Raw genomic sequence first — 20387 nt, 5'->3', positions numbered from 1 at the left:
ACAGATGTTATGGCTATGCAATAAATGCGTAGCGCAGAATAAACAGTATACCCAAAATCGTAAGCGTAGGATTAAGGTCCTTCGCTTTGCCAGTGATGACCTTGATGATCACATAGCTCATGATACCAAATGCAATACCATTTGAAATGCCATAGGTAAGCGGCATCATAATTATCGTCAAAAAGGCGGGGATCGCCTCGGTCGGATCGCTGAAGTCAAGGCTCTTGAGCGCGGAACCAACCATCAGAACGCCAACATAGATAAGTGCTGGTGCTGCGGCAGCGAGCGGAATGATACCTATAAATGGCGCCAACAGCAGCGACACCAAGAACATCAGAGCGGTAACCACCGAGGCCAGACCGGTACGTCCGCCCTCAGCCACACCAGAACCCGACTCCACAAAGGTTGTGACGGTGGAGGTGCCAAAAAACGCGCCCGCCATAGTCGCAATAGAGTCGGAAAGCAGTGCCTGACGCATGTTTTTAACTTCACCCTGTTCATCAAGCATGCCGGCACCCTGCGCAGTTCCCACCAGCGTACCGATGGTATCAAACATATCGATCAGCGAGATTGAAATGACCACAATGAAGATCTTAGAGAACACAGCCAGCAGACTTTTGCCCGCAAACATGGTGCCGAAGCCCGTGATCATAGCGCCTAGCGAGAATTCTGCATACTCGGCGAACATCGCCCCATGATTGAGTGAGAGCGTCTCGGGAATAACCGTTACGCCAAGCGGAATACCCGCCAGCGTCGCCAGCAAAATTGCAACAACCATGCCGCCTTTGATTCTTTTAGCGTTGCAGAAAGCAATAATCACAAGGCCGATGACGGTTACTAAAGCATAACGTGCGCCTGCCCCTGCAGAAAAATCAGATAAATTGACAATGCCAACCAACGTCGCGTCATTGTTAACGATAATACCGCCGTTGACAAGGCCGATAAACGCAATAAAAAGTCCGATACCGACCGAGATGGCTACCTTGAGGTTATGTGGCAGCGCGCGTACGATGGCTTCGCGCAGACCAAAAATCGAAATGACAAGGAACAGGACACCCGATATAAAAACGATGGCCAGACCCTCGGCATAGGAATAACCCATGTCCAACATAATGGTATAGGCAAAGGTAGCATTAAGCCCAAGGCCTGGCGCCAATGCAAAAGGCAGGTTGGCCAGTAACGCCATGAGCATAGTGCCAACGAAGGCGCCCAGACAGGTGGCAATAAATACACCGGTTTCAAGACGTGCTGCCAACGCCGCATCGCCTATGATATAAGCCGGATCGGCGAGGGTTTTAGGATTGCTGGCTAGAATATAAGCCATTGCCATAAAGGTTGTCAACCCTGCCAGAATTTCAGTTTTGACATTGGTATTATTCGCTGAGAGCTTGAATTTTTTTTCGAGAAATGTTTCCATTGAGTACCTCCGTACACATATTTTGCTGATATGCCTGTAACAGTATAGCCTATACTTTTTAAAAAAGCAACAAAGTTAACGTAAATATGACATAAACTCGCCATGATGCATTAATAATATCATGTGCATCAAGCAAGGACGCCATACGTTGAAGAATGCCCCCTGCGCTTAAGTATCCGCTTGTTGCATTTAAACCATCGCGACGCTCTAAAAGAGATATAACTGCAATCCGTCAGCAATAACGGTGCCCGAGAGAGCGGCATAGAGAACATAAAATGCCGCCCGAAAACATTAATTTTCGGGCGGCTCCTACTTCTTTAGATACCTTATTGATTTGGCTCGGTGGTCAGCTCTTTAATCGAGGTCACCATGCCAGCCAGCGACTGAATCTGGGATGGAATGATAATCTTAGTGGCTTTGCCGTCGGCAGCTTTCGCAAATGCCTCAAGGCTCTTAATTGCAATAACCTGCTCGGTAGGCGATGCGGCGTTGAGCATCTTGAGCGAATCAGCCAGCGCTTTTTGCACCATTATAACTGCTTCTGCCTCGCCCTGCGCCTCGCGGATTTTCTGCTCACGAACAGCATCGGCGCGCAGAATTGCGGCTTCTTTTTCGGCTTGTGCGCGCAGAATCTGAGACTCCTTGTCGCCTTCAGCCACCAGTATCTTGCTCGCCTTCTCACCCTCAGAACGCAGAATACTTTCACGCTTCTGACGTTCGGCCTTCATCTGCTTCTCCATCGCATCCTGAATTTCCGCAGGAGGGATGATGTTTTTCAGCTCGACGCGGTTGACCTTGATGCCCCACTTATCGGTGGCAGTATCAAGAATTGCAGTGATACGCGTATTAATAATGTCGCGCGAGGTGAGTGTGTTGTCCAGCTCCATATCACCAATAATATTTCTCAGCGTCGTGGCAGTGAGATTTTCAATAGCCGATAGCGGACGCTCTACGCCGTAAGCATAAAGCTTAGCATCGGTGACCTGAAAAAACACAATAGTGTCTATCTGCATGGTGACGTTATCCTTGGTGATAACGGGCTGCGGCTTAAAATCAACGACCTGCTCTTTAATAGAAACCTTTTTTGCAACGCGGTCAAAAAACGGCACCTTGATGTGCAGGCCAGTTTCCCACGTCATGTGGTAAGTGCCAAGGCGCTCAATGACATAAACGGTAGCCTGCGGTACAATGCGCACGCAGTTGGCAATAGTGTAGAGCGCCACGACAATGATGATGAGTAGCATAATAGTTCCAATGATAGGTGGCATAAATTTTCCCTCCAACTTATTTTCTGTTTATATTGTATCCCATATCTAAACCGCGTAATATGAATAGTATGCCATATAAAACGCAGCAACACAAGATCGGGCTCAAAAAACGTAGCAGCGATATGCAATAATCTCAGCGAGTGGACAGGGTATATCTGCCCTGTTTATTTTATGCAGTTTCTAAAAATATAACAGTAGAAAATGAAATAACAGGTGCAATCTTCAATAGGTTACTTTTTCCGCCCGTTTAAAGCAAGCGCCAAAATAAAGCCCACAGCTATTGCAAAAAACGCACCACAGAGCAACATAATAATTGACATGTTTGTAGCAACCATTTTTTCTCCTTTAAACGACTCGTTCTACAATGACCTTGACACCCTCAATCGCCTTAATAAGCACGTTCTCTTTTTCAGGAATTGGCGCACCATCATCCGAGCGCGCGGACCATTCCAGGCCGTTGACCAGTACGCGGCCCTCTCCAGCAATGTTGTTAATGGGATGGGTCACCACACCGATCATGCCGATTATGCGGTCAGCGTTTGTACTAACTTTTTTGACCCGAAGCACATTAGCCGCGATTGGCCTTGTAAAAAACAACGTGACAAGGCTCACCGCTAAAAACACAATTAGCTGCATCCAAAATGGAAGGCCCATAGCGGCCGGAATAATAGTAACCAACGCACCTAGCGCAAACCAGATGGCAACCAAATCAATTGTCACAGCCTCCATGACACCCAGCGCTATCGCGATAAGCAGCCAAGTAAGAGGCATAAACCGGGAAAGTGTTATTAGGATCCCCATCATATAATTCTCCTTCACCTCATAATAGCGTTACTGCCGTGCTGCTTTGCGCCAAAACCTGATGGGCATACCGAGAAAGTTCAGCAACCCGGTCAGCTTCCGCCTGCAGCACCTGCCGCCCGGCATATGTAATGGCGTAAACCTTGCGTCGATCTACTTCTTTAACAACCTCAATCAGACCGTCCTGTTCCATCTTGTACAAAATTGTATAAACGGTTGAGGGTCCGAGACTGACCCTGCCACGAGACTGCTCCAGCACCATCTGCATGATGCCGTAGCCATGACGGGGCTCAGTGAGGCATAGAAGCAACAAAAAGCTCTGCTCGCTCATGGGCAGGTAGTCTGAAATCAGTTTTTCTGTGATCTCGTCCATGAATAGTCCCTCCTGCAATTGGCATTAGTATATCAAATAACGATATACTTTCAAATCAAATATATCACCACATGATATACTTGTCAATGCAGCATTGGTATCTTGTAAAATCATCCTTTGAATCCAAATTTTTTTGCTGCCATTAAAAATGTGGGCGTCTCAACATTAAAGCGTTTCCCCAAACGAACAGGTTCAAAAACAAGGCCGTCAATTTCGCTGTTTTTACCTTTTTTGAGGTCCTTTTGCATGGAAGCAGTCGTGTCAGGAGCAGCCGTTTCCATCAGGTGCAGGTTCTTTGCCACAATATCCTCTTTAAAAGGAATGTCCATCGCATTGGCAAGCGCGTCAATTTCCTTAGAGAGGTTGACAAACATCTCGCGCATCTCGGGCGTGGATGACACAACGCCGGTCGTCGCATCATAATAAGCCCCCACAGCGGCCATCGCACTGATAAGCGCATATTTCTGGAAGCACTTTCGGCGGATATCGTCGGTGAGATCGGGGCGTATCTGGCTTTTTTCCAATTCTCTTGCAATTTGCTCAAGCTCAGGGCCTATCTGACCGTCCCGCTCTCCAAACACCACCGTGAACAGCTTGCCGCCCTGGGTGATCTCACCGGGAGCCGACACATACGACGTGATGTAGATACAGCCGTCGAGCACATGCAGCTTAGGTAGGCGGCGCTGTAGCGCTTCACCGGTCCCGAAGATGTTGAGTATCGGAATAATCACCGTTTTTTCATCGGCACAGCGGCTCAGCAGCGTCACGGCATCGTCCAGCGAATAACCCTTGACACAGACAAAAGCCACATCGGGTGTGTCACTATATTCCTCAGCAGTGCAGACTTTTGGGTTTCCTACGCAAAACTCACCTTTGATACCGGATTTAACCACCAGCCCCTTCTCCTTCATGGCTGCGAGATGTGCACCACGCGCAATAAAAGTGACGTCATAACCTGCCTCGGCTAGAAAACCGCCAACGGCACCGCCGGTTCCCCCAGTCCCAATAATCAAATACTTCATTCGTTTCTAACTCCTTTAGTTTTAATTAAATAGTTTTCTGAAAATTTTTCAAATTGCTTAATATAATTCGATAACTTTTCATCAAAAGAGGTTGTATCGCACGCAATTGCAGAAAATATGCCACCTATCATCAAATCATTCTTCAATTCTACAATACTTTGAAAAGGAATATCACAACCGTTCTTAAACCATGTTAAAGTCAGACCAATATGTGCATGCAACATATATTCTACTACATAATCAAATTTTTTATCACTTAGGTCACAAATCTCTCTAAGAGAATCACGCATTTTCTCTCGCATCTGATCCAATATGCGATATGCAAATTTGGCATCGCCTTTTTCCCCTAACAATAGTGCAAGCCGAGTATGATTTTTCTCAAAATAATCGCTCCAAAAGTTTATAGATTCTTTTAGCTGGTTTTCATCAATAACATATCCTTCAGTTTCATAACCCTTGGCAAACATTCGAAATATTTCTTCTTCGGTTTGTTCAAGGACATCATAGACATCTTTAAAATAAGTATAGAACGTACTGCGATTAAAACCTGCCAAATCGGTAATTTCCCGAACTGTTATTTGATCATAAGGCTTTTGTTCATACAACATCCAAAAGGCGTCTGTCAGTTTTTCTTTAGTCTGAAGCGTTTGTGCAACCCGTTTCTTCATACTAATTTCTCCACTCTATCAATTATCCGACACAATGTCGTGAAATGTTTATTGACTATTTAAAAAAGTTGCTTCATAATATATGACAATTGTAACACAACATCGTGTTGGATGAAAGCTATAAAATTGAATATATTCCACTCCATTATCCATATTTTACAAAATAAGTAAATATTTTTAATGTTATTCAAGCTTTGTCCATATCCTTGTTTTATACTGGTTGCAAGTATTTTCGGACGCTTTTTCGGAGGTAATTAGAGTGAAAAAAACATTAACAACCAAAACAGTAGCCGTCGTTTGTGCCTCTCTAGCGCTTTGGGGCTTGGTCGGCTGCAGCGGCAACACAGTCGCAGTCAGCGAGGCTCCAGCAATACGCGTACATACACAGATGCCCATTCGGGACAGTATCTCGCAAAAATCTGATTTTACCGGGCGCGTAATGCCCGATGACTCGGTTTCTGTGTATGGCAAAGCTTCTGGCACGGTGCTCAGAACCTATTTTGAAGTTGGCGACACAGTCAAAAAGGGGCAGCTTCTGTATGAGCTGGATCCTAAGGATTATCAAATTGCGCTCGAGCAGTCAAAAATCAACTATGAACTGGCGCTCAATGGTATTGATTCAGCTGAAAACGGTTCGGGCAATGAGTTGACCGAGCTGAAATACAAAACAGATATTGATACCGCGCGAAATGTCTATGAAAAGGCACGCGCAGAGCTCGAAATTCAGATTGATGATCCTGATTTCAGTATGGCTGACTATAAAAAAGCTCGCAAAAGATGGCTTGCGGCACAGGAAGCATACGATAAGAATGTCAGTGACGAAACATGGGAGGAATTACAAAACGCAGAACGTGCTTATTATAACGAATTAGAGCAGTATGGTGATCGTACCAGATACAATTACTATTACACGGCGTTTGAAACCGCCTATGACAATTATGAAGCCGCGCTCAAGGCGTACGACATTTACAAAGGCATCACCAGCGGTGAAAACGACACGACATATGACCTGCAGCGTCAGCAGGCAAAGCTGGCCTACGATTCAGCGCAGCAGACAATGGATAACCTAAAAGTTTATGCACCCATCGGCGGCGTAATTGAGCAAAAAAATGTAACCTCAAATGACCAGTACGCGCCCTCGATGGCTGGATATGTGGTCTCTAACAAAGAAATTCTTGTCGTTAATTTCGCTGTCTCTGCCGATATTGCCATAACCATGACTATCGGAGATGAGGTAACGGTGGAAAGCGGCCAAAGAACCTATCGCGCCGAAATTACTGAAATAGGTACGATGGTTAGCGCGTCAAACGGGCTGCTCCCCATCAAAGCCCGCCTAGTAGATAAGGCTGATATTCTCTCCGGCGTTTCAGTAAAGCTTACTGCTATTACCAATAAGGCTCAAGATAGCCTTCTTATCCCTGTTTCCGCAATTTACTATGATGACGGCGCTACCTACGTGTACATCGTTGAAGAGAATATTGCAGTAAAAACGCCCATTGAAATTGGAATAATATCAGAGGACGTTGCTGAGGTTACTTCAGGCCTCGATGACAATTCACAAATCATCACCTCCTGGAATCCAAACCTGATTGATGGCGCAACCGTCGAAACCAGCGAGGAGGTTTAATTCGGTGATAGGTTTAACAAAAGTTGCTTTAAAACGTCCTGTTTCTGTTTGCATCGTAGTACTGGCACTTTTGATTTTCGGTATAGGAACCACCTTTTCTACACCTCTTGAGCTTATGCCGGATATCGAAATGCCAGCGCTCATAGTTTACACCGTCTACCCCGGTGCGTCACCGGAGGACGTCGAAAATCAGGTAACCTCACATATTGAGGATGCCGCCTCTACTCTGAGCGGTGTCAAAAACATAGAATCTATTTCAATGGAAAATGCCTCGCTTGTTGTACTGGAAATAGAATATGGCACCAACATGGATAAGGCGCACTCCGATCTTAAAAACAACATCGATATGTATCGGAACCTGCTTCCGGATGATGCCGATAATCCTACAATATTTGAGATGAACATGGATATGATGCCTGTCATCACCCTTTCCGCTTCGGCTGTCGGCGACGTGGACCTCAAGTATTATGTTGAGGAGGATATAGTACCCGAGATTGAAAAACTTGGCGGAGTCGCATCTGTAAACGTTTACGGCGGATCTGAGGAATACATCAAGGTTGAGCTCATGCAAGAAAAGCTTTCACAATATGGGTTAACCATTCGTACGCTTTCAGATGTTATTGGTGCTGCGGACTTTTCACTGCCTGCCGGCATTATAGAGCAAGGTAACCTTGATCTTACTCTTCGCGGCGGTGTAAGTTATAGTACAGCCGAAGATTTACGTCATTTGCCCATCACCTTAGCTAGCGGAGACATTATTCATCTTTCTGATGTCGCAAATGTAAACTATACCAACAAAGAAATAGAATCTCTCAGCTATTACAATGGCAATGAAAATATTATTTTAGAAGTCACAAAGCGACAGAGTGCTTCTACTATCGCTATGATAAATTCTGTAAAGAAGGTCGTTGAGGAAATTAACACCTCCAACAAGGGCATTCAAATCGACATTGTAGATGATAAGGGCAAAAGCATTATTTCCGCCGTAGTAGCGGTTGCAGAAACGCTTGCTCTCGGCGTTGTACTGGCAATGATTGTGTTGTTTATCTTTTTAGGCGACTGGCGAGCCTCGTTAATCGTAGGTTCTTCAATCCCCATATCACTTCTTGTAACCATGATAGCCATGAGCGGTATGGGGTTCTCCTTCAATACACTCTCATTGAGCGGCCTGGTCATAGGCGTCGGTATGATGGTAGATAACTCGATAGTTGTTATTGAAAGTTGCTTCAGGTTAAAGACCAAGAACCAATCATTCTATGAATCTGCATTAGAAGGTACTAAGGCAGTTGCTAGCTCAATTATTGCCTCTACTGCCACCACTGTTGTCGTGTTCTTGCCCATTGCTTTTATTAAGGGGCTGTCGGGGCAGTTGTTTGGTCAGTTGTGCTTTACAATTGTATTCTCGCTCATCGCCTCGTTGCTCTCTGCTCTTGCGATTGTGCCACTGGTATTTTACCACCTAAAGCCCGTAGAACACGAACCTAAAATCGTAATGCGGATAATGGATAAAATATCTACTTCCTACGCGAACTTTTTACCTCTAACCTTGCGTCACAAAAAGACGGTAGTGGCTTTAGCAGTAATTTTGCTCGTTGGCTCGTTGGCTTTAGTGCCGCTTATTGGTGTAGAGCTTTTACCTGCAACCGACGATGGCGTAATCAACATTTCTCTCTCGGTTCGTCCTGGAACAAATAATGATAGAATCCACGAACTTCTTTCTCCACTTGAGCAAATGGTCACAAACCACCCCGATGTGGAGCATTATTCAATGGTTGCAGGAAAATCAGGATTCGCCATGGCTATGGGTAATAATTCAGATGCTTCTATTACAGCCTACTTAAAGAAGGATCGTAAAACCTCTACCAAGGATCTTGTTGATCAGTGGAGAAGCGAAACCAAGGATCCAATAGATTGTGACATCAGTATCGCTGCCTCAAGCCAGACAGAGCAAATGGGTGGCGGCACTAACGTTTCTATAAACTTGCAGTCCACTGATTTTGATAGCCTCAAAGAAGGTGCTCTGAAAGTGGAAGAGATGATGCGTCAAAACCCGCATATTCTGCACGTTACCTCTACGCTTGCCTCAGGAAAACCTCAGGCCGAAGTTAAGATAGACCCTGTAAAGGCTAGTGCCCAAGGTCTCGTCCCCAAGCAAGTAATGGGAACCATTTATTCAATTATGCAGGGTAGCGAAGCCTGCAAGCTGATGGAAAACGGCAGAGAATACGAAGTGCGTGTTGAATACCCAAATGACCAGTTTCAAACTGTCAGTGATTTGGCATCCTTTAACCTCACAAACGCTGCTGGTATGCCTGTTCCGCTATTTGATATAGCGACTATTGAGTATTCCAACAGCCCACTGAGTATCTCTCGCCAAAATGGCAGATACATTATTACGTTGTCCGGTCAGCCTGCTTCTAGTGCGCCTAATGACCTTTCTAAGACTCTTAATGCACAGGCTGAAAGCTTGCAATTTCCTAAAGGCGTAGAGCTGACAAAAACTGCTGACTCTGAGCGTATGCAAGAGGAATTCACAGCTTTAATCCGTGCAATTTTAACAGCAGTTTTGCTGGTGTTCATGGTCATGGCAATGCAGTTTGAGTCCCCAGTCTTCTCAATTGTTGTTATGATCTCAATACCGTTTGCTCTTATCGGCTCTTTCTTGTGTCTGTTCATATTTGACTGCACTATCAGTATGCCGTCGTTGCTCGGATTTTTAATGCTTGCTGGTATTGTTGTAAATAACGGTATTCTGTTTATTGATACCACAAACAGCCTTCGTGTAGAAAGAAATCTTTCTGCGGAAGATGCGCTGCTTACCTCGGGCATGCTTCGTATGCGCCCAATATTTATGACAACCCTCACGACTGTTCTCGCCATGGTGCCTATGGCAATAGGCATCGGAGGAAATGCCGCCCTAATGCGGGGAATGGCTTTCGTAATCATCGGCGGTCTGGTGGCGTCCACCACCTTGACGCTGCTACTGCTGCCCACCTTCTATCTGCTTTTTGACAAGCAGGAGCGACTGCGTAAAAAGCAGCTTAAAAAGGAGAAGAAGGCAGCAAAGAAAGCTGCTAAAAGAGCTGCACTAGATGGCGGTTCAAACTAAGTTAAACATCCCTAGATAATATTAAAAACACCCCGCAGAGTCGGCGCTATTTGTGCCTAACTCTGCGGGGTGTTTTTTTGTACATACGGCTTTTTCGTATACCTTCTAAGCGAATACTATCGTACTTGATTGACAGTCTACGGCCGCATCGGTTCTCTTTTTATCACCGGCTTAACGTATCGCGACTGCATTTTCCGCGAGTTCACACCACCTTGTCAGAATCGTCCCCTGCCTTAAGAGACTTGATGGCGTGGCTCATATGGATAGCCATTGCATTGCGCGCCATGGCAGCGTCGCGACACGAAAGCGCTTCCATAATCAGCGCATGGTCCTGCAAAGTGTTTTTGGCGAACAGCTCATCAGTGCCCATCCTAACAAGAGTATCACTCACCGCGCGGTAGATCATCGGAACGAGATGCACCATAAACTCGTTGTGCGATGCCGCGGCTATCGCCTGGTGAAACTGTTCGTCGGCGGGGGTTCTGCCAGCCCGCTCGGTGATGCATTCAGCCACCTGTTGACCAAAGGAAAGGATCGCCTCAATCTCTTCGTCGCTAGCGCGCTCACAGGCCATTGCCACCGCTTCGGTCTCGACGACACGCCGCAGCTCAAACAGGTCAATTAGCTTCATTCGGAGCCTGCCCAAATCGCCGAACTGAATATCGCGATAATGTTTGACTTCTTTAGACACAAAGGTGCCCCGCCCGTGGGAAACTTCAAGTACCCCCTGCGTGACCAAAGCACGTATGGCTTCGCGCAGCGTGGCACGGCTGACCCCAAACTCGCTGGAAAGGTCGTTCTCATTGGGCAGCTTATCCCCCGGTGCATATTTTTTCTGCGTGACTATCTGCTCATAGATCGCGTCAGAAATTCTCTCAGAAAGGCTTGTTTTAACTCGCATATGTTCAGCGCTCCATTCCATCAGCTGTCAAACAACTGTTAATTTGCTATTTTTTGAAAAACTTGTCTAAATTTTATACCTCTATCATAAGATTGTCAAGAAATGTTCTAAACATCATTACCAAATAAAATATACCAAGTTTAAGCATTATAGAAATTTTGCTTAAATTTATTGACATTCGCTTTTAAAAGGATTAATCTGACATCAGACAACTCAATCAGAGAAAGTGAGGTGCGTTATGCTGTCATCAACGAAGCATATTACAGTTATAGCGGGGCACTATGGCAGCGGCAAAACTGAATTTGCAGTGAATTTTGCCTTTTCTCTAGCGGATTCTGGCAAGCGGGTATCGCTGGTTGATCTTGATATTGTCAATCCCTATTTCTGTTCACGCGAGCGTGAAGTACAGCTTTCTCAGAGCGGCATTGAGCTGATTGCACAGTCGGCTGCCTGCCGTAGCGCCGACGTTCCCGCGCTACCACCGGAAGTCGCCCGCATGTTTTCTGACAACGCGAGTAGCTATATTGTAGATGTCGGAGGCGACGACGTGGGCGCACGGGTGCTGTCGCGTTATCAGCCTCAGTTCGAGAAGAGTGACTATGACCTTTGGTTGGTGGTTAACGCCAATCGTCCGCAAACCGGGGCCCCGGCGCAGGCGTTGGCTTATCTGCACCGGATAGAGCAGGCCAGTCGTCTGAAAGTAAGCGGCATTGTCAACAACACCCATCTCTGCGGCCAGACCACGCTGGATGAGGTGCGCCGTGGCAATGTGCTGGCAGTACGGCTTTGTCAGATGACCGGCCTGCCGCTGGTCTGCAATGTGGTTCCCAATGCCACGCTAAAAGAGGGTGGAAATACCGTTGGTATTGAGGGCGTTCTTTTTCCGATAGATATTTGGATGAAAAAACCCTGGGAGGCATAAAGAAGTATTTGTGGCACAAAGCGGTTTTGTGCTTTGATATTATGAGAATGGGAGGAACAGATGCTATGGCTGCCAAAATCACCTTTGCGCAAGAGCGCTGTAAGGGCTGCGAGCTGTGTACCGCCGTTTGTCCGCGTCACATTGTCGTCATCGACACCACTGTGACCAACCGGAAGGGGTATCATCCCGCCACCGTGACCGATCTCTCGCTGTGCATCGCCTGTGGGAGCTGCGCGAAAATCTGCCCGGATTCTATCATCACCGTCGAAAAACTTTGATTGGGGGAAGAAATTATGGCAATGGAGCTTTGGAAAGGCAACGAGGCCATCGCAGAAGCTGCGGTGCGCGCCGGCTGCCGCTATTTTTTCGGGTATCCCATCACGCCGCAAAATGAGATTCCCGAGTACATGTCGATGCGTCTGCCACAGGTGGGCGGATGTTTTTTACAAAGCGAGTCGGAACTGGCCGCCATCAACATGGTGTACGGTGCTGCTGGCGCGGGCGCGCGTGTGATGACCTCATCCTCGTCACCCGGCATCAGCTTGAAGCAAGAGGGCATTACATACATGGTCGGTGCCGAGCTGCCCGCCGTCATCGTCAACGTCATGCGCGGCGGCCCGGGTTTGGGTACCATTCAACCGGCGCAGGGCGACTATTTTCAGGCCACCCGAGGCGGCGGTAACGGCGACTATCGCACGTTGGTGCTAGCGCCCAACACCATTCAAGAGGCGGTGGATCTTACGCAGGATGCATTTGAACTAGCCGACCGTTATCGCAATCCTGTCATGGTGCTGGCTGACGGCATGATCGGTCAAATGATGGAACCGATTGAATGGCGTGAACAGACCGAAAAAGCACCGATCGAAAAAGGCTGGGCCACAACTGGCACAAAGGGTAAGCGTGAGCACAATATTGTAAACTCGCTTTTCATCGACCCCGCTTTATGCGAACAGCACAACCGGCGTCTGGATGAAAAGTTCCAGGAAATCACTAAAAATGAGCTGCGCTACGAAGAAATCGGCACCGAAGATGCCGAGGTACTACTCGTGGCCTACGGTACACCGTCACGTATTGCGATGAGCGCCGTTGACCTGCTGGCGCAGGAGGGCATCAAAGCAGGATTGTTCAGACCCATCACCCTCTGGCCGTTCCCAGAGACGCAGCTTCGTGCGGCGGTTGAACGCCCATCGGTTAAGGCTGTGCTCTGCGTCGAGATGAGCATGGGCCAAATGCTCGAGGATGTTCGCTATGCGGCGCTCGGCAAAAAGCCCGTTGCGTTCTGCGGCCGGTCCGGCGGCATCATACCAACACAGCATGAGATTGCAGCCGCTGCAAAAGCAGCGCTGGGGAGGTGAGCAGTATGGCAATCATTTATGAAAAGTCCAAGGCTTTAACCGACAAAGAGCTGCACTACTGCCCGGGATGTTCCCACGGTATTGTGCACAAGCTGGTGGCCGAGGTGCTGGAAGAGCTAAATCTAACCGAAAAGGCGGTGGGCATCAGCCCGGTGGGTTGCTCGGTTTTCGCCTATGACTATTTCGCTTGCGACATGCAAGAGGCTTCACACGGGCGCGCCCCGGCGGTTGCCACCGGCATCAAGCGCGTACTGCCTGAAGCGGCCGTCTTCACCTATCAGGGTGACGGCGACCTTGCCTCCATCGGCATGGCTGAGATTGTCCATGCAGCAGCGCGGGGCGAAAAGTTCACCACCATCTTTATTAACAACGCCATTTATGGCATGACCGGTGGCCAGATGGCCCCCACCACCCTTGTCGGGCAAAAAGCGACCACCGCGCCCTTAGGGCGTGACAAAGCACACTGCGGTTCGCCGATTCGGATGAGCGAGATGCTCGGCACACTCGACGGCGCCGCCTATGTCGCCCGCGTGGCGGTTGATAATATCCCCAACCTGAACAAAGCAAAAAAGGCAATTAAAACCGCGTTTGAACTGCAGATGCAAAACGCCGGCTTCACCTTTGTTGAAGTGCTTGCGGCCTGTCCCACCAACTGGGGCAAAACGCCGCTCGAAGCAGTCAAATGGTTGGAGGAGAATATGATCCCTGTCTATCCGCTCGGCGTAGTCAAGGACATCCGGGAGGTGGCTGTGGTATGACCAGAGAAATTATTATCGCTGGATTCGGCGGCCAAGGCGTTATGGCCATCGGCAAAACCATGACCGAGGCGGGTCTTGCTGAAAATCTTCATGTATCTTGGTTGCCTTCTTACGGGCCTGAAATGCGCGGCGGCACGGCAAATTGCTGCGTTGTGCTTTCTGATAAGCCGGTCGGTTCACCGGTTGTCATCAACCCGACCGAACTCATTGCAATGAGCAAACCCTCACTTTTAAAATTTGAGTCTGCGGTACAGCCTAACGGCATTATTCTGATTAACAGCTCTATTGTGGATATTAAAACCACCCGATCCGACGTCAAGACCTACTATATCCCCTGCGTGGAGATCGCCTCAGATCTAGGCAACGCCAAGGTGTCCAACATGGCCATGCTGGGCGCTTACTTAGAGGCTACGAAAGCGCTAAAGGTCGAGACGGTTTATGAAATGCTCAGGCATATTTTCCATGGACCTAAGCAAAAGCTAATCGATATCAATGTTAAAGCCATGTCCGCAGGTGCTGCCTGCATTAAGTAGTGCTCCCTCCTTATGACATCCGGAAAAAGCGGCCGAAGGGTCGCTTTTTTCGTGCAAAAATAACCGTTATATGATAAGATAACCTCGAATCGGTTACTTTGCCTGGGGATAGCACCTCATAAATGGCAAACATCATGGCTGGCGCTAATACGGAATGCTGTTAAGGAGTTTATAATGAAAAAAAACGCAACTGCTGTCGTCTTGGGGTTAATGGTACTATTAAACCTTATTTTATTGGCTAACACAATGGCTTTGGGAAAAAACATTGAAAATTTGCGGTCATCTATGTCAAGCCATCTCAGCCAGATGCAAAATGATGTTCGAAGCATCAGCTACAATGTTTCCAGCACGCTGGAAAGGCAGGCCAGCATCTTTGACGGCGCCAATTGGTCGTTTGGAGCACTTGACCCAGAAAGTATGACTATTTTGCTTGTGGCGTCGGTTGTGCCTAAAGAAGTTCATGCCGACACCATTGCCACGCTCACCGTCAACGGCATATCCGTGCCAATGACTCGTGATGGTGTCAATTTCAGCGGTGAAATTCCTGTTGATCTATTTAATTCCCTTGAGGCCTATATCACCTTTGAATCTGAAGGCAACCAGCGTAGTCAGAGGTTGAGTACTGACCAGTGGCCTTTTGAAGATGCGCTCTTAACGCTGCATGCCCAAAATATCGGCAGTAGCACTTTTGAGCACTACAACGGTAAATACACCCTTAACGGCAAGGTGGATATCGACATTAGAACACCTAAAAGTAGTGCCGTGACGTCACTTAAAATTGTCACCACCGATAATGACACGCTTTTGCAGGAGCTTACGCTAAAGCCAGCCCAGCAAAGCCAATCTGTCGATTATAAGGTAGAAATCATGTTTGAAGCAAACCACATCTATGAGACCGCCGTGGTGGCTACAGATAGCTACGGCCTGACTTATCGCACCATTATTGACCGCAAAATTATAGGTGCAGACGCCACTTCTCCGGACTTTGGGGAAAGGGACTGGTGGGATGAAATGGTGATTCTCGATAAAAACGGCGTTGTCCTGTACGATTCCTCAGCAGAATATCACTGACAGTACGTTTAAGCTGCCAAGATGATGGCTTAAATTGAGATACGTCACGCAAGCGATGATAAAGGCAGTTGTTCACCAAAAGCATACCACATTGGAACAAGGCTAGATAAGCGCGCCACTACAATATGTTTTAAACGTATTGTGATGGCGCGCTACTTTACAAGATTAACATGTTTAATTTGGGATTATGTGCGTTGCTGCAAAAACTGCTGGGCTTCTTTGCTGCGCGGTGCGCTGATCACCTGCTCAACCCTGCCCTGTTCACAAACCTGCCCGTTGATTAGCACAGCGGCATCATTGCAGCAGCGTAGCGCCTGTGTTGGGTTGTGTGTCACCAAGACCACGATAATCTCCCGCTTGAGTTGTATAATCAGCTGCTCTATTTTATGGGTGGAAAGCGGGTCAAGCGCACTGGTCGGCTCATCGAGCAGCAACACACGCGGACCCACCGCCAGCGCGCGGGCAATACATAACCGCTGCTGCTGCCCGCCGGAAAGCGACAGTGCGCTTTGATCAAGACGATCGGCAACCTCATTCCAAAGCGCCGCCCTTTTGAGTGCATTGCGCACCCGCGCATTTAGGTCATCTTCGTGTAGCCGCTCATGTAGGCGAATGCCATAGGCTACGTTTTGCGCAATACTCATCGGGAAAGGGGTCGGCGTTTGAAACACCATCCCTACTTGCCTGCGTACATCGGGCAGATTGACCCTGCTACCCAACAGCTCTTTGCCATACAGCCGGACGCTGCCGCTGACACGCAGGTCATTTTCCTGCTCATGCAGGCGGTTGATGGCTTTTAGTAGCGTGGATTTTCCACAGCCGGAGGGTCCAAGCAACGCTGTGGCGCTACTGGGCGAAAAGTGCAGGTAGACATCCTTTAAAATCTGTCGTTCGCCCCGCCAAAGCGACAGCGTGTCGATCAAGAGCCCCAAGACATTCACTCCCTCCCCTTTTTACGTGTCAGCAACCATGACAACAGGCTGCAAAGTCCAGTGAACAACAGCAGCAACAGTGCCGACGCAAAAGCGGCTGAAATCTCACCCTCCAACACCGACTGGTACAGCCCCACGGCAAGCGTCGCGCCCGACGAGGTGAAATATCGAAGCCATCCGTCGGTTGGTACCGCCTTGCCCACGCCCGCTGTGAGCAAAAGCGCCGCCGACTCCCCCGCCGTTTTGGCTACACACAACACCGCCGCCGACATCAACCCGCTTTTTGCGGCGGAAAAGACAATGTCCAGTAGCATTTCGGCCTTGGTTGCCCCCAGTGCCAGCGCTGCCTTCGAGAGCTTATCATCCACGGCAGACAGCGCCGAATGCGCCGCGCCCGCCGCCACCGCAAACAGCATCACCGCCATGGTCAGGATGCCAGAAAGCACCGAATAGCGCAGCCGCATAAGTTGTGAAAACACCAAAAAACCAAATAGACCATACACCGCCGATGGAACAGCCCTAAGCGCGCCGAGCATGGTTTCTACAACTGCTGCCGCGCGGCTTCCCCTGCTATAATACAACAGATAGACCGCGCAAAAGATGCCTGCCGGCATTGCTAGCAGCAGTGAAAGTCCACAGATAACCACCGTGTTAATGATCTGCGGTAGCAGCCCCGTCAAACCAATCGACACTGTTGCATGACCGCGAAGCGCGTTTATAAGCTGTTCTGCTAGCGCCTGCAAACCGAATCGCAACACCAACAGGGCGACAGCCGCCATCAAAAGAAAGCAGCCTGCACCACAGAGGACGAGCAGCAGCCCACGCATAAATTCGCCTAATTGCCTAAACATTTCGTCACCACCGCACTCTATGAATCCAGATGTTTGAGCAGCCGTTCTGAAAGCAGTGCAAAAGCCAGCAGCACTAGCCCGATAGCAAACAACGCCCCACGATGTACCCCGCTTGCGTACCCCATTTCCAGCACCATGCCGGAAGCCAGCAGCCGCGCGCTTTTAAAGAGCGCGGGCATTCGCACCACATTCCCCGAAACCAGCAACACCGCCATCGCTTCACACAAGGCGCGCTGAATTCCGGCCGTACCATTTTTGATAATCTGGCGCCTGATAGCGGGCAGCTCGGCACAAAACACCGTTTGGGTTACAGTGGCCCCCAATGCAAACGAAGCGGCGTCAACCCTTTCCCCCGCCCGCTCCAGCGCGTCAAGACAGCCGATAAATAGCGTTGGCAGCAGCATGGCCGCCAACACCAAAATGACAGTGAACAGAGAAGCTCCGCCGCTTTGCGCCATCTGATGGGGCATCCGCTTTAACAGCCACGGCATGAGTACCGTCAGCCCCAATAGCCCAAATATGACCGAGGGTAAACCGCACAGCACCGTTCCGAGTTGGCGCACCACGTTTCTAAGCCCCTTTGGGAACAGATTTTTGGTGCATGCCGCCCCAAGCAACGCCATCGGCAACGCCAAGGCCACCGCACCACAGCAGGCCACCGCCGAGCAGGCCAGCATCGCCATGACGCCATATTCTTCCTTCTGGGGAGACCAACGAACCTGAAAAATAAAACCGGCTCCAAGCTGCCTCAGCGCGGGCATTGCACCCATCACCAGAAAGGCGACGAGAGCTACGGCCATTACAATTCCCAATGACGCAAACAGCTGCACCATGGCGTCAAATAATCTGGATTTTATATGGCGACCCTTTTCGCGCCGCCTCATAGCCGAGCCTCCGTTACCGGCTCGGCAGGAAGCATGCCCAGCGACTCGATTACCCGCCGCCCCGTTTCACCAGTGGTATAGTCTAAAAACTCCAGCACCTGTCCCCGGCTTTCCCCCGCGAGTGTGCAAAGCCAGAAACCGCGCGAAATGGGGTAAGTACCCAAACGAACACTCTCTTCACATGGCATTACACCGTTAACCGAAATCTGTTTGATCGATTCGTCTACATAATCAAACGAAAGATAGCCAATTGCCCCGGGCGCTGTTGCCAGTGCTATGCGCAGCATTCCCGTTTCGCTGTGTTCCTGGCTGTGGACGGCGGGTTCTGTCAGCCCTATAGCGGCCTCAAACGCGCTTCGAGTACCCGAACCCGCTTCGCGCCCAATCACGACAATCGGCCCTCTTACGCCATCAAGCTGCGCCCAGTCGGTAACTTTGCCCGAATAGATGTCTTTAAGTGTTTGAAGTGAAATATTGGCAATCGGATTAGACGGATGTACCGCCACCGCGATGGCGTCCAGCGCCACCAAACGGCTATCGATTCCGGCAGCCTCCTTTGGCGTCAATGCGCGCGAGCAGCTGGCAATATCGCACACGCCCCGCCGTAGCGCAAGCAGACCGAGTTCGGTACCGCCCAGCTGTGGCTGCACCCATCCATTGTGGGTCTCGTTATAATCCTCGCACAACGCATCCAGCATCTTCCCCATGCAGGTGGACCCGGCGATGATTACCCGGGTGCTTTGCCGTTCACTTTTAGGCCACCAAAAACAAGCCAGAACCGCTGCAACAGACAGAAATACTACTGCTAAAGCACGTCGTTTCCTCTTCACCTGCGCCACCCCCGTCTAATTATGGTTATGCGGCTCGGTCAAAAAATAGAAAAGACCCGCAGCCGCCTTATGATTTGGCGGATGCGGGCTTTAATTTTAGGCTGATATTTACGCGATGGGCTGAACGCTGCCCTGATACTTTTCGAGCATGAAGTCGGTGACTTCCTTGCTGTGCAGCACATCAATCAGCGTTTTGATCGCTGCGTTGTCCTTGTTCTCGGGGCGGACAGCGATGATATTGGCATAGGTCAGCGCACTCTCACCGTTTGGATCCTCAGTAATCAGCACCGTGCCGTTGACACCAGCAGCAATTGCGTAGTTTCCGTTGATAACAGCGAAATCTACATCTGGAAGGGCAGCGGGAATCTTATCGGCATCCAGCTCCACCAAATCAAGCTTCTTGGGATTCTCAGTAACATCAAGCTTGGTTGCCTCATAGCCAACGCTGTGATCAACTTTGATCAGACCCTGCGTTTCCAGCAGGTAAAGTGCGCGGGCTTCGTTGCTGCCGTCGTTCGGAATAGCAACCTGAGCACCGTCGGCAATTGCAGGAAGATCGGCGGACTTTCCGGGATAGACGCCCAGCGGCTCATAGTGGATATTGCCGGCGCTGACCAGCTCGGTACCGTTCTGCTGATTAAAATAGTCGAGATAGGGCTGGTGTTGGAAGTAGTTTGCATGCAGATCGCCCTGATCGAGCGCGGTATTGGGCAGAACGTAGTCGTCGAATATCGTGATTTCAAGCGTAATACCCTTTTCTTCGAGCAAGGGTGCGGCAAATTCCAGCACCTCGGCATGAGGCGCTGCGGTCGCACCGATTTTCAGCACGGTTGCTTCAGCGGCGGCCGCAGATGATGCAGCAGATTCAGACGGTGCAGCCTCGGAAGAGGATGCAGCAGGCGCACTGGAAGCGCTGTTAGAGCAGGCGGCAAGCGCCAGTATGATTGCAACAGCAGTTAATATTTTTTTCATATTCTATTCTCCTTCTAAAGTTCACTTGCATTTTTCTATTAATTTTTCCGATCAGCTCTCAGGCAAGATGTGCACCTCTTGTCATCGGGCTTT

20 protein-coding genes are annotated in these 20387 nt (G+C 49.1%); 8 read left to right on the top strand and 12 right to left on the bottom strand.

Features of this window, described 5'->3' with window-relative positions; translation table 11 throughout:
- Nucleotides 1-13: 13 nt before the first annotated feature.
- From RBH76_00530 to RBH76_00505, 6 genes are all read right to left on the bottom strand, one after another.
- Entirely contained in the window at nt 14-1417 is a 1404-nt protein-coding gene (locus tag RBH76_00530) for an NCS2 family permease (protein ID WMJ83944.1), read from the bottom strand.
- A 326-nt stretch (nt 1418-1743) separates the two neighbouring features.
- Nucleotides 1744-2685 carry an SPFH domain-containing protein gene (locus RBH76_00525; GenBank protein ID WMJ83943.1) on the bottom strand — a complete coding sequence of 314 codons (942 nt, stop codon included), beginning with the start codon at nt 2683-2685 and terminating at the stop codon, nt 1744-1746.
- A gap of 345 nt (nt 2686-3030) precedes the next feature.
- Complete coding sequence (locus RBH76_00520) at nt 3031-3489, bottom strand: NfeD family protein (GenBank protein WMJ83942.1); 459 nt, start codon at nt 3487-3489, stop codon at nt 3031-3033.
- Between the two features lie 16 nt (nt 3490-3505).
- Entirely contained in the window at nt 3506-3859 is a 354-nt protein-coding gene (locus RBH76_00515; protein WMJ83941.1) for a helix-turn-helix transcriptional regulator, read from the bottom strand.
- Between the two features lie 110 nt (nt 3860-3969).
- Nucleotides 3970-4881, bottom strand: a complete 912-nt coding sequence (locus tag RBH76_00510) for a 2-dehydropantoate 2-reductase (GenBank protein ID WMJ83940.1) — start codon at nt 4879-4881, stop codon at nt 3970-3972.
- A complete protein-coding gene (locus RBH76_00505; GenBank protein ID WMJ83939.1) occupies nt 4878-5549 on the bottom strand; it encodes a TetR/AcrR family transcriptional regulator in 672 nt (223 codons plus the stop codon). Before RBH76_00505 ends, RBH76_00510 begins: the two co-directional genes overlap by 4 nt.
- 259 nt (nt 5550-5808) lie before the next feature.
- Between RBH76_00505 and RBH76_00500 the strand changes: the two genes are divergently transcribed.
- On the top strand, nt 5809-7176 hold the full coding sequence (locus RBH76_00500) for a biotin/lipoyl-binding protein (GenBank protein ID WMJ83938.1): 1368 nt from the start codon (nt 5809-5811) through the stop codon (nt 7174-7176).
- Between the two features lie 4 nt (nt 7177-7180).
- The gene (locus RBH76_00495) at nt 7181-10285 is read left to right on the top strand and encodes an efflux RND transporter permease subunit (protein WMJ83937.1); all 3105 of its coding nucleotides are present in this window, start codon (nt 7181-7183) and stop codon (nt 10283-10285) included.
- Between the two features lie 202 nt (nt 10286-10487).
- On the opposite strand, the gene RBH76_00490 is transcribed toward RBH76_00495, so the two are convergent.
- Nucleotides 10488-11186, bottom strand: a complete 699-nt coding sequence (locus RBH76_00490; protein WMJ83936.1) for a FadR/GntR family transcriptional regulator — start codon at nt 11184-11186, stop codon at nt 10488-10490.
- Between the two features lie 238 nt (nt 11187-11424).
- On the opposite strand from RBH76_00490, the gene RBH76_00485 reads away from it, so the two are divergent.
- The 6 genes from RBH76_00485 to RBH76_00460 all read left to right on the top strand — a co-directional run bounded on the left by RBH76_00485 (nt 11425) and on the right by RBH76_00460 (nt 15825).
- Nucleotides 11425-12108, top strand: a complete 684-nt coding sequence (locus RBH76_00485) for a hypothetical protein (GenBank protein ID WMJ83935.1) — start codon at nt 11425-11427, stop codon at nt 12106-12108.
- A gap of 65 nt (nt 12109-12173) precedes the next feature.
- Nucleotides 12174-12386 carry a 4Fe-4S binding protein gene (locus RBH76_00480; GenBank protein WMJ83934.1) on the top strand — a complete coding sequence of 71 codons (213 nt, stop codon included), beginning with the start codon at nt 12174-12176 and terminating at the stop codon, nt 12384-12386.
- Nucleotides 12387-12401: 15 nt separating this feature from the next.
- The gene (locus RBH76_00475) at nt 12402-13463 is read left to right on the top strand and encodes a 3-methyl-2-oxobutanoate dehydrogenase subunit VorB (GenBank protein WMJ83933.1); all 1062 of its coding nucleotides are present in this window, start codon (nt 12402-12404) and stop codon (nt 13461-13463) included.
- A 5-nt stretch (nt 13464-13468) separates the two neighbouring features.
- Complete coding sequence (locus tag RBH76_00470) at nt 13469-14221, top strand: thiamine pyrophosphate-dependent enzyme (GenBank protein ID WMJ83932.1); 753 nt, start codon at nt 13469-13471, stop codon at nt 14219-14221.
- Nucleotides 14218-14754, top strand: a complete 537-nt coding sequence (locus RBH76_00465; protein ID WMJ83931.1) for a 2-oxoacid:acceptor oxidoreductase family protein — start codon at nt 14218-14220, stop codon at nt 14752-14754. Before RBH76_00470 ends, RBH76_00465 begins: the two co-directional genes overlap by 4 nt.
- Before the next feature lie 174 nt (nt 14755-14928).
- Nucleotides 14929-15825 carry a hypothetical protein gene (locus RBH76_00460; GenBank protein ID WMJ83930.1) on the top strand — a complete coding sequence of 299 codons (897 nt, stop codon included), beginning with the start codon at nt 14929-14931 and terminating at the stop codon, nt 15823-15825.
- Between the two features lie 185 nt (nt 15826-16010).
- Here the strand turns inward: RBH76_00460 and RBH76_00455 are convergent, their stop codons facing one another.
- The 5 genes from RBH76_00455 to RBH76_00435 form a co-directional block, all read right to left on the bottom strand.
- Nucleotides 16011-16757 carry a phosphate ABC transporter ATP-binding protein gene (locus RBH76_00455; GenBank protein WMJ83929.1) on the bottom strand — a complete coding sequence of 249 codons (747 nt, stop codon included), beginning with the start codon at nt 16755-16757 and terminating at the stop codon, nt 16011-16013.
- 5 nt (nt 16758-16762) lie between these two features.
- Nucleotides 16763-17608: an ABC transporter permease subunit gene (locus tag RBH76_00450; protein WMJ83928.1), complete on the bottom strand. Its 846-nt coding sequence runs from the start codon at nt 17606-17608 to the stop codon at nt 16763-16765.
- A 17-nt stretch (nt 17609-17625) separates the two neighbouring features.
- Complete coding sequence (locus RBH76_00445) at nt 17626-18492, bottom strand: ABC transporter permease subunit (protein WMJ83927.1); 867 nt, start codon at nt 18490-18492, stop codon at nt 17626-17628.
- Complete coding sequence (locus RBH76_00440) at nt 18489-19322, bottom strand: phosphate ABC transporter substrate-binding protein (protein ID WMJ83926.1); 834 nt, start codon at nt 19320-19322, stop codon at nt 18489-18491. Before RBH76_00440 ends, RBH76_00445 begins: the two co-directional genes overlap by 4 nt.
- A gap of 108 nt (nt 19323-19430) precedes the next feature.
- Nucleotides 19431-20294 (bottom strand): MetQ/NlpA family ABC transporter substrate-binding protein, encoded by an 864-nt coding sequence (locus RBH76_00435; protein WMJ83925.1) that lies wholly within the window; start codon nt 20292-20294, stop codon nt 19431-19433.
- Nucleotides 20295-20387: the final 93 nt, after the last annotated feature.

Source organism: Oscillospiraceae bacterium MB24-C1, assembly GCA_030913685.1.
GTDB lineage: Bacteria > Bacillota > Clostridia > Oscillospirales > Ruminococcaceae > Yanshouia.
This window is presented reverse-complemented; position numbering and strand designations above follow the sequence as displayed.

What these genes read in the sequence shown, in the direction of transcription:
- RBH76_00530 (WMJ83944.1), bottom strand. Translation starts at nt 1,417, where the DNA reads ATGGAAACATTTCTCGAAAAAAAATTCAAGCTCTCAGCGAATAATACC.
- RBH76_00525 (WMJ83943.1), bottom strand. Translation starts at nt 2,685, where the DNA reads ATGCCACCTATCATTGGAACTATTATGCTACTCATCATCATTGTCGTG.
- RBH76_00520 (WMJ83942.1), bottom strand. Translation starts at nt 3,489, where the DNA reads ATGATGGGGATCCTAATAACACTTTCCCGGTTTATGCCTCTTACTTGG.
- RBH76_00515 (WMJ83941.1), bottom strand. Translation starts at nt 3,859, where the DNA reads ATGGACGAGATCACAGAAAAACTGATTTCAGACTACCTGCCCATGAGC.
- RBH76_00510 (WMJ83940.1), bottom strand. Translation starts at nt 4,881, where the DNA reads ATGAAGTATTTGATTATTGGGACTGGGGGAACCGGCGGTGCCGTTGGC.
- RBH76_00505 (WMJ83939.1), bottom strand. Translation starts at nt 5,549, where the DNA reads ATGAAGAAACGGGTTGCACAAACGCTTCAGACTAAAGAAAAACTGACA.
- RBH76_00490 (WMJ83936.1), bottom strand. Translation starts at nt 11,186, where the DNA reads ATGCGAGTTAAAACAAGCCTTTCTGAGAGAATTTCTGACGCGATCTAT.
- RBH76_00485 (WMJ83935.1), top strand. Translation starts at nt 11,425, where the DNA reads ATGCTGTCATCAACGAAGCATATTACAGTTATAGCGGGGCACTATGGC.
- RBH76_00480 (WMJ83934.1), top strand. Translation starts at nt 12,174, where the DNA reads ATGGCTGCCAAAATCACCTTTGCGCAAGAGCGCTGTAAGGGCTGCGAG.
- RBH76_00475 (WMJ83933.1), top strand. Translation starts at nt 12,402, where the DNA reads ATGGCAATGGAGCTTTGGAAAGGCAACGAGGCCATCGCAGAAGCTGCG.
- RBH76_00470 (WMJ83932.1), top strand. Translation starts at nt 13,469, where the DNA reads ATGGCAATCATTTATGAAAAGTCCAAGGCTTTAACCGACAAAGAGCTG.
- RBH76_00465 (WMJ83931.1), top strand. Translation starts at nt 14,218, where the DNA reads ATGACCAGAGAAATTATTATCGCTGGATTCGGCGGCCAAGGCGTTATG.
- RBH76_00460 (WMJ83930.1), top strand. Translation starts at nt 14,929, where the DNA reads ATGAAAAAAAACGCAACTGCTGTCGTCTTGGGGTTAATGGTACTATTA.
- RBH76_00450 (WMJ83928.1), bottom strand. Translation starts at nt 17,608, where the DNA reads ATGTTTAGGCAATTAGGCGAATTTATGCGTGGGCTGCTGCTCGTCCTC.
- RBH76_00445 (WMJ83927.1), bottom strand. Translation starts at nt 18,492, where the DNA reads ATGAGGCGGCGCGAAAAGGGTCGCCATATAAAATCCAGATTATTTGAC.
- RBH76_00435 (WMJ83925.1), bottom strand. Translation starts at nt 20,294, where the DNA reads ATGAAAAAAATATTAACTGCTGTTGCAATCATACTGGCGCTTGCCGCC.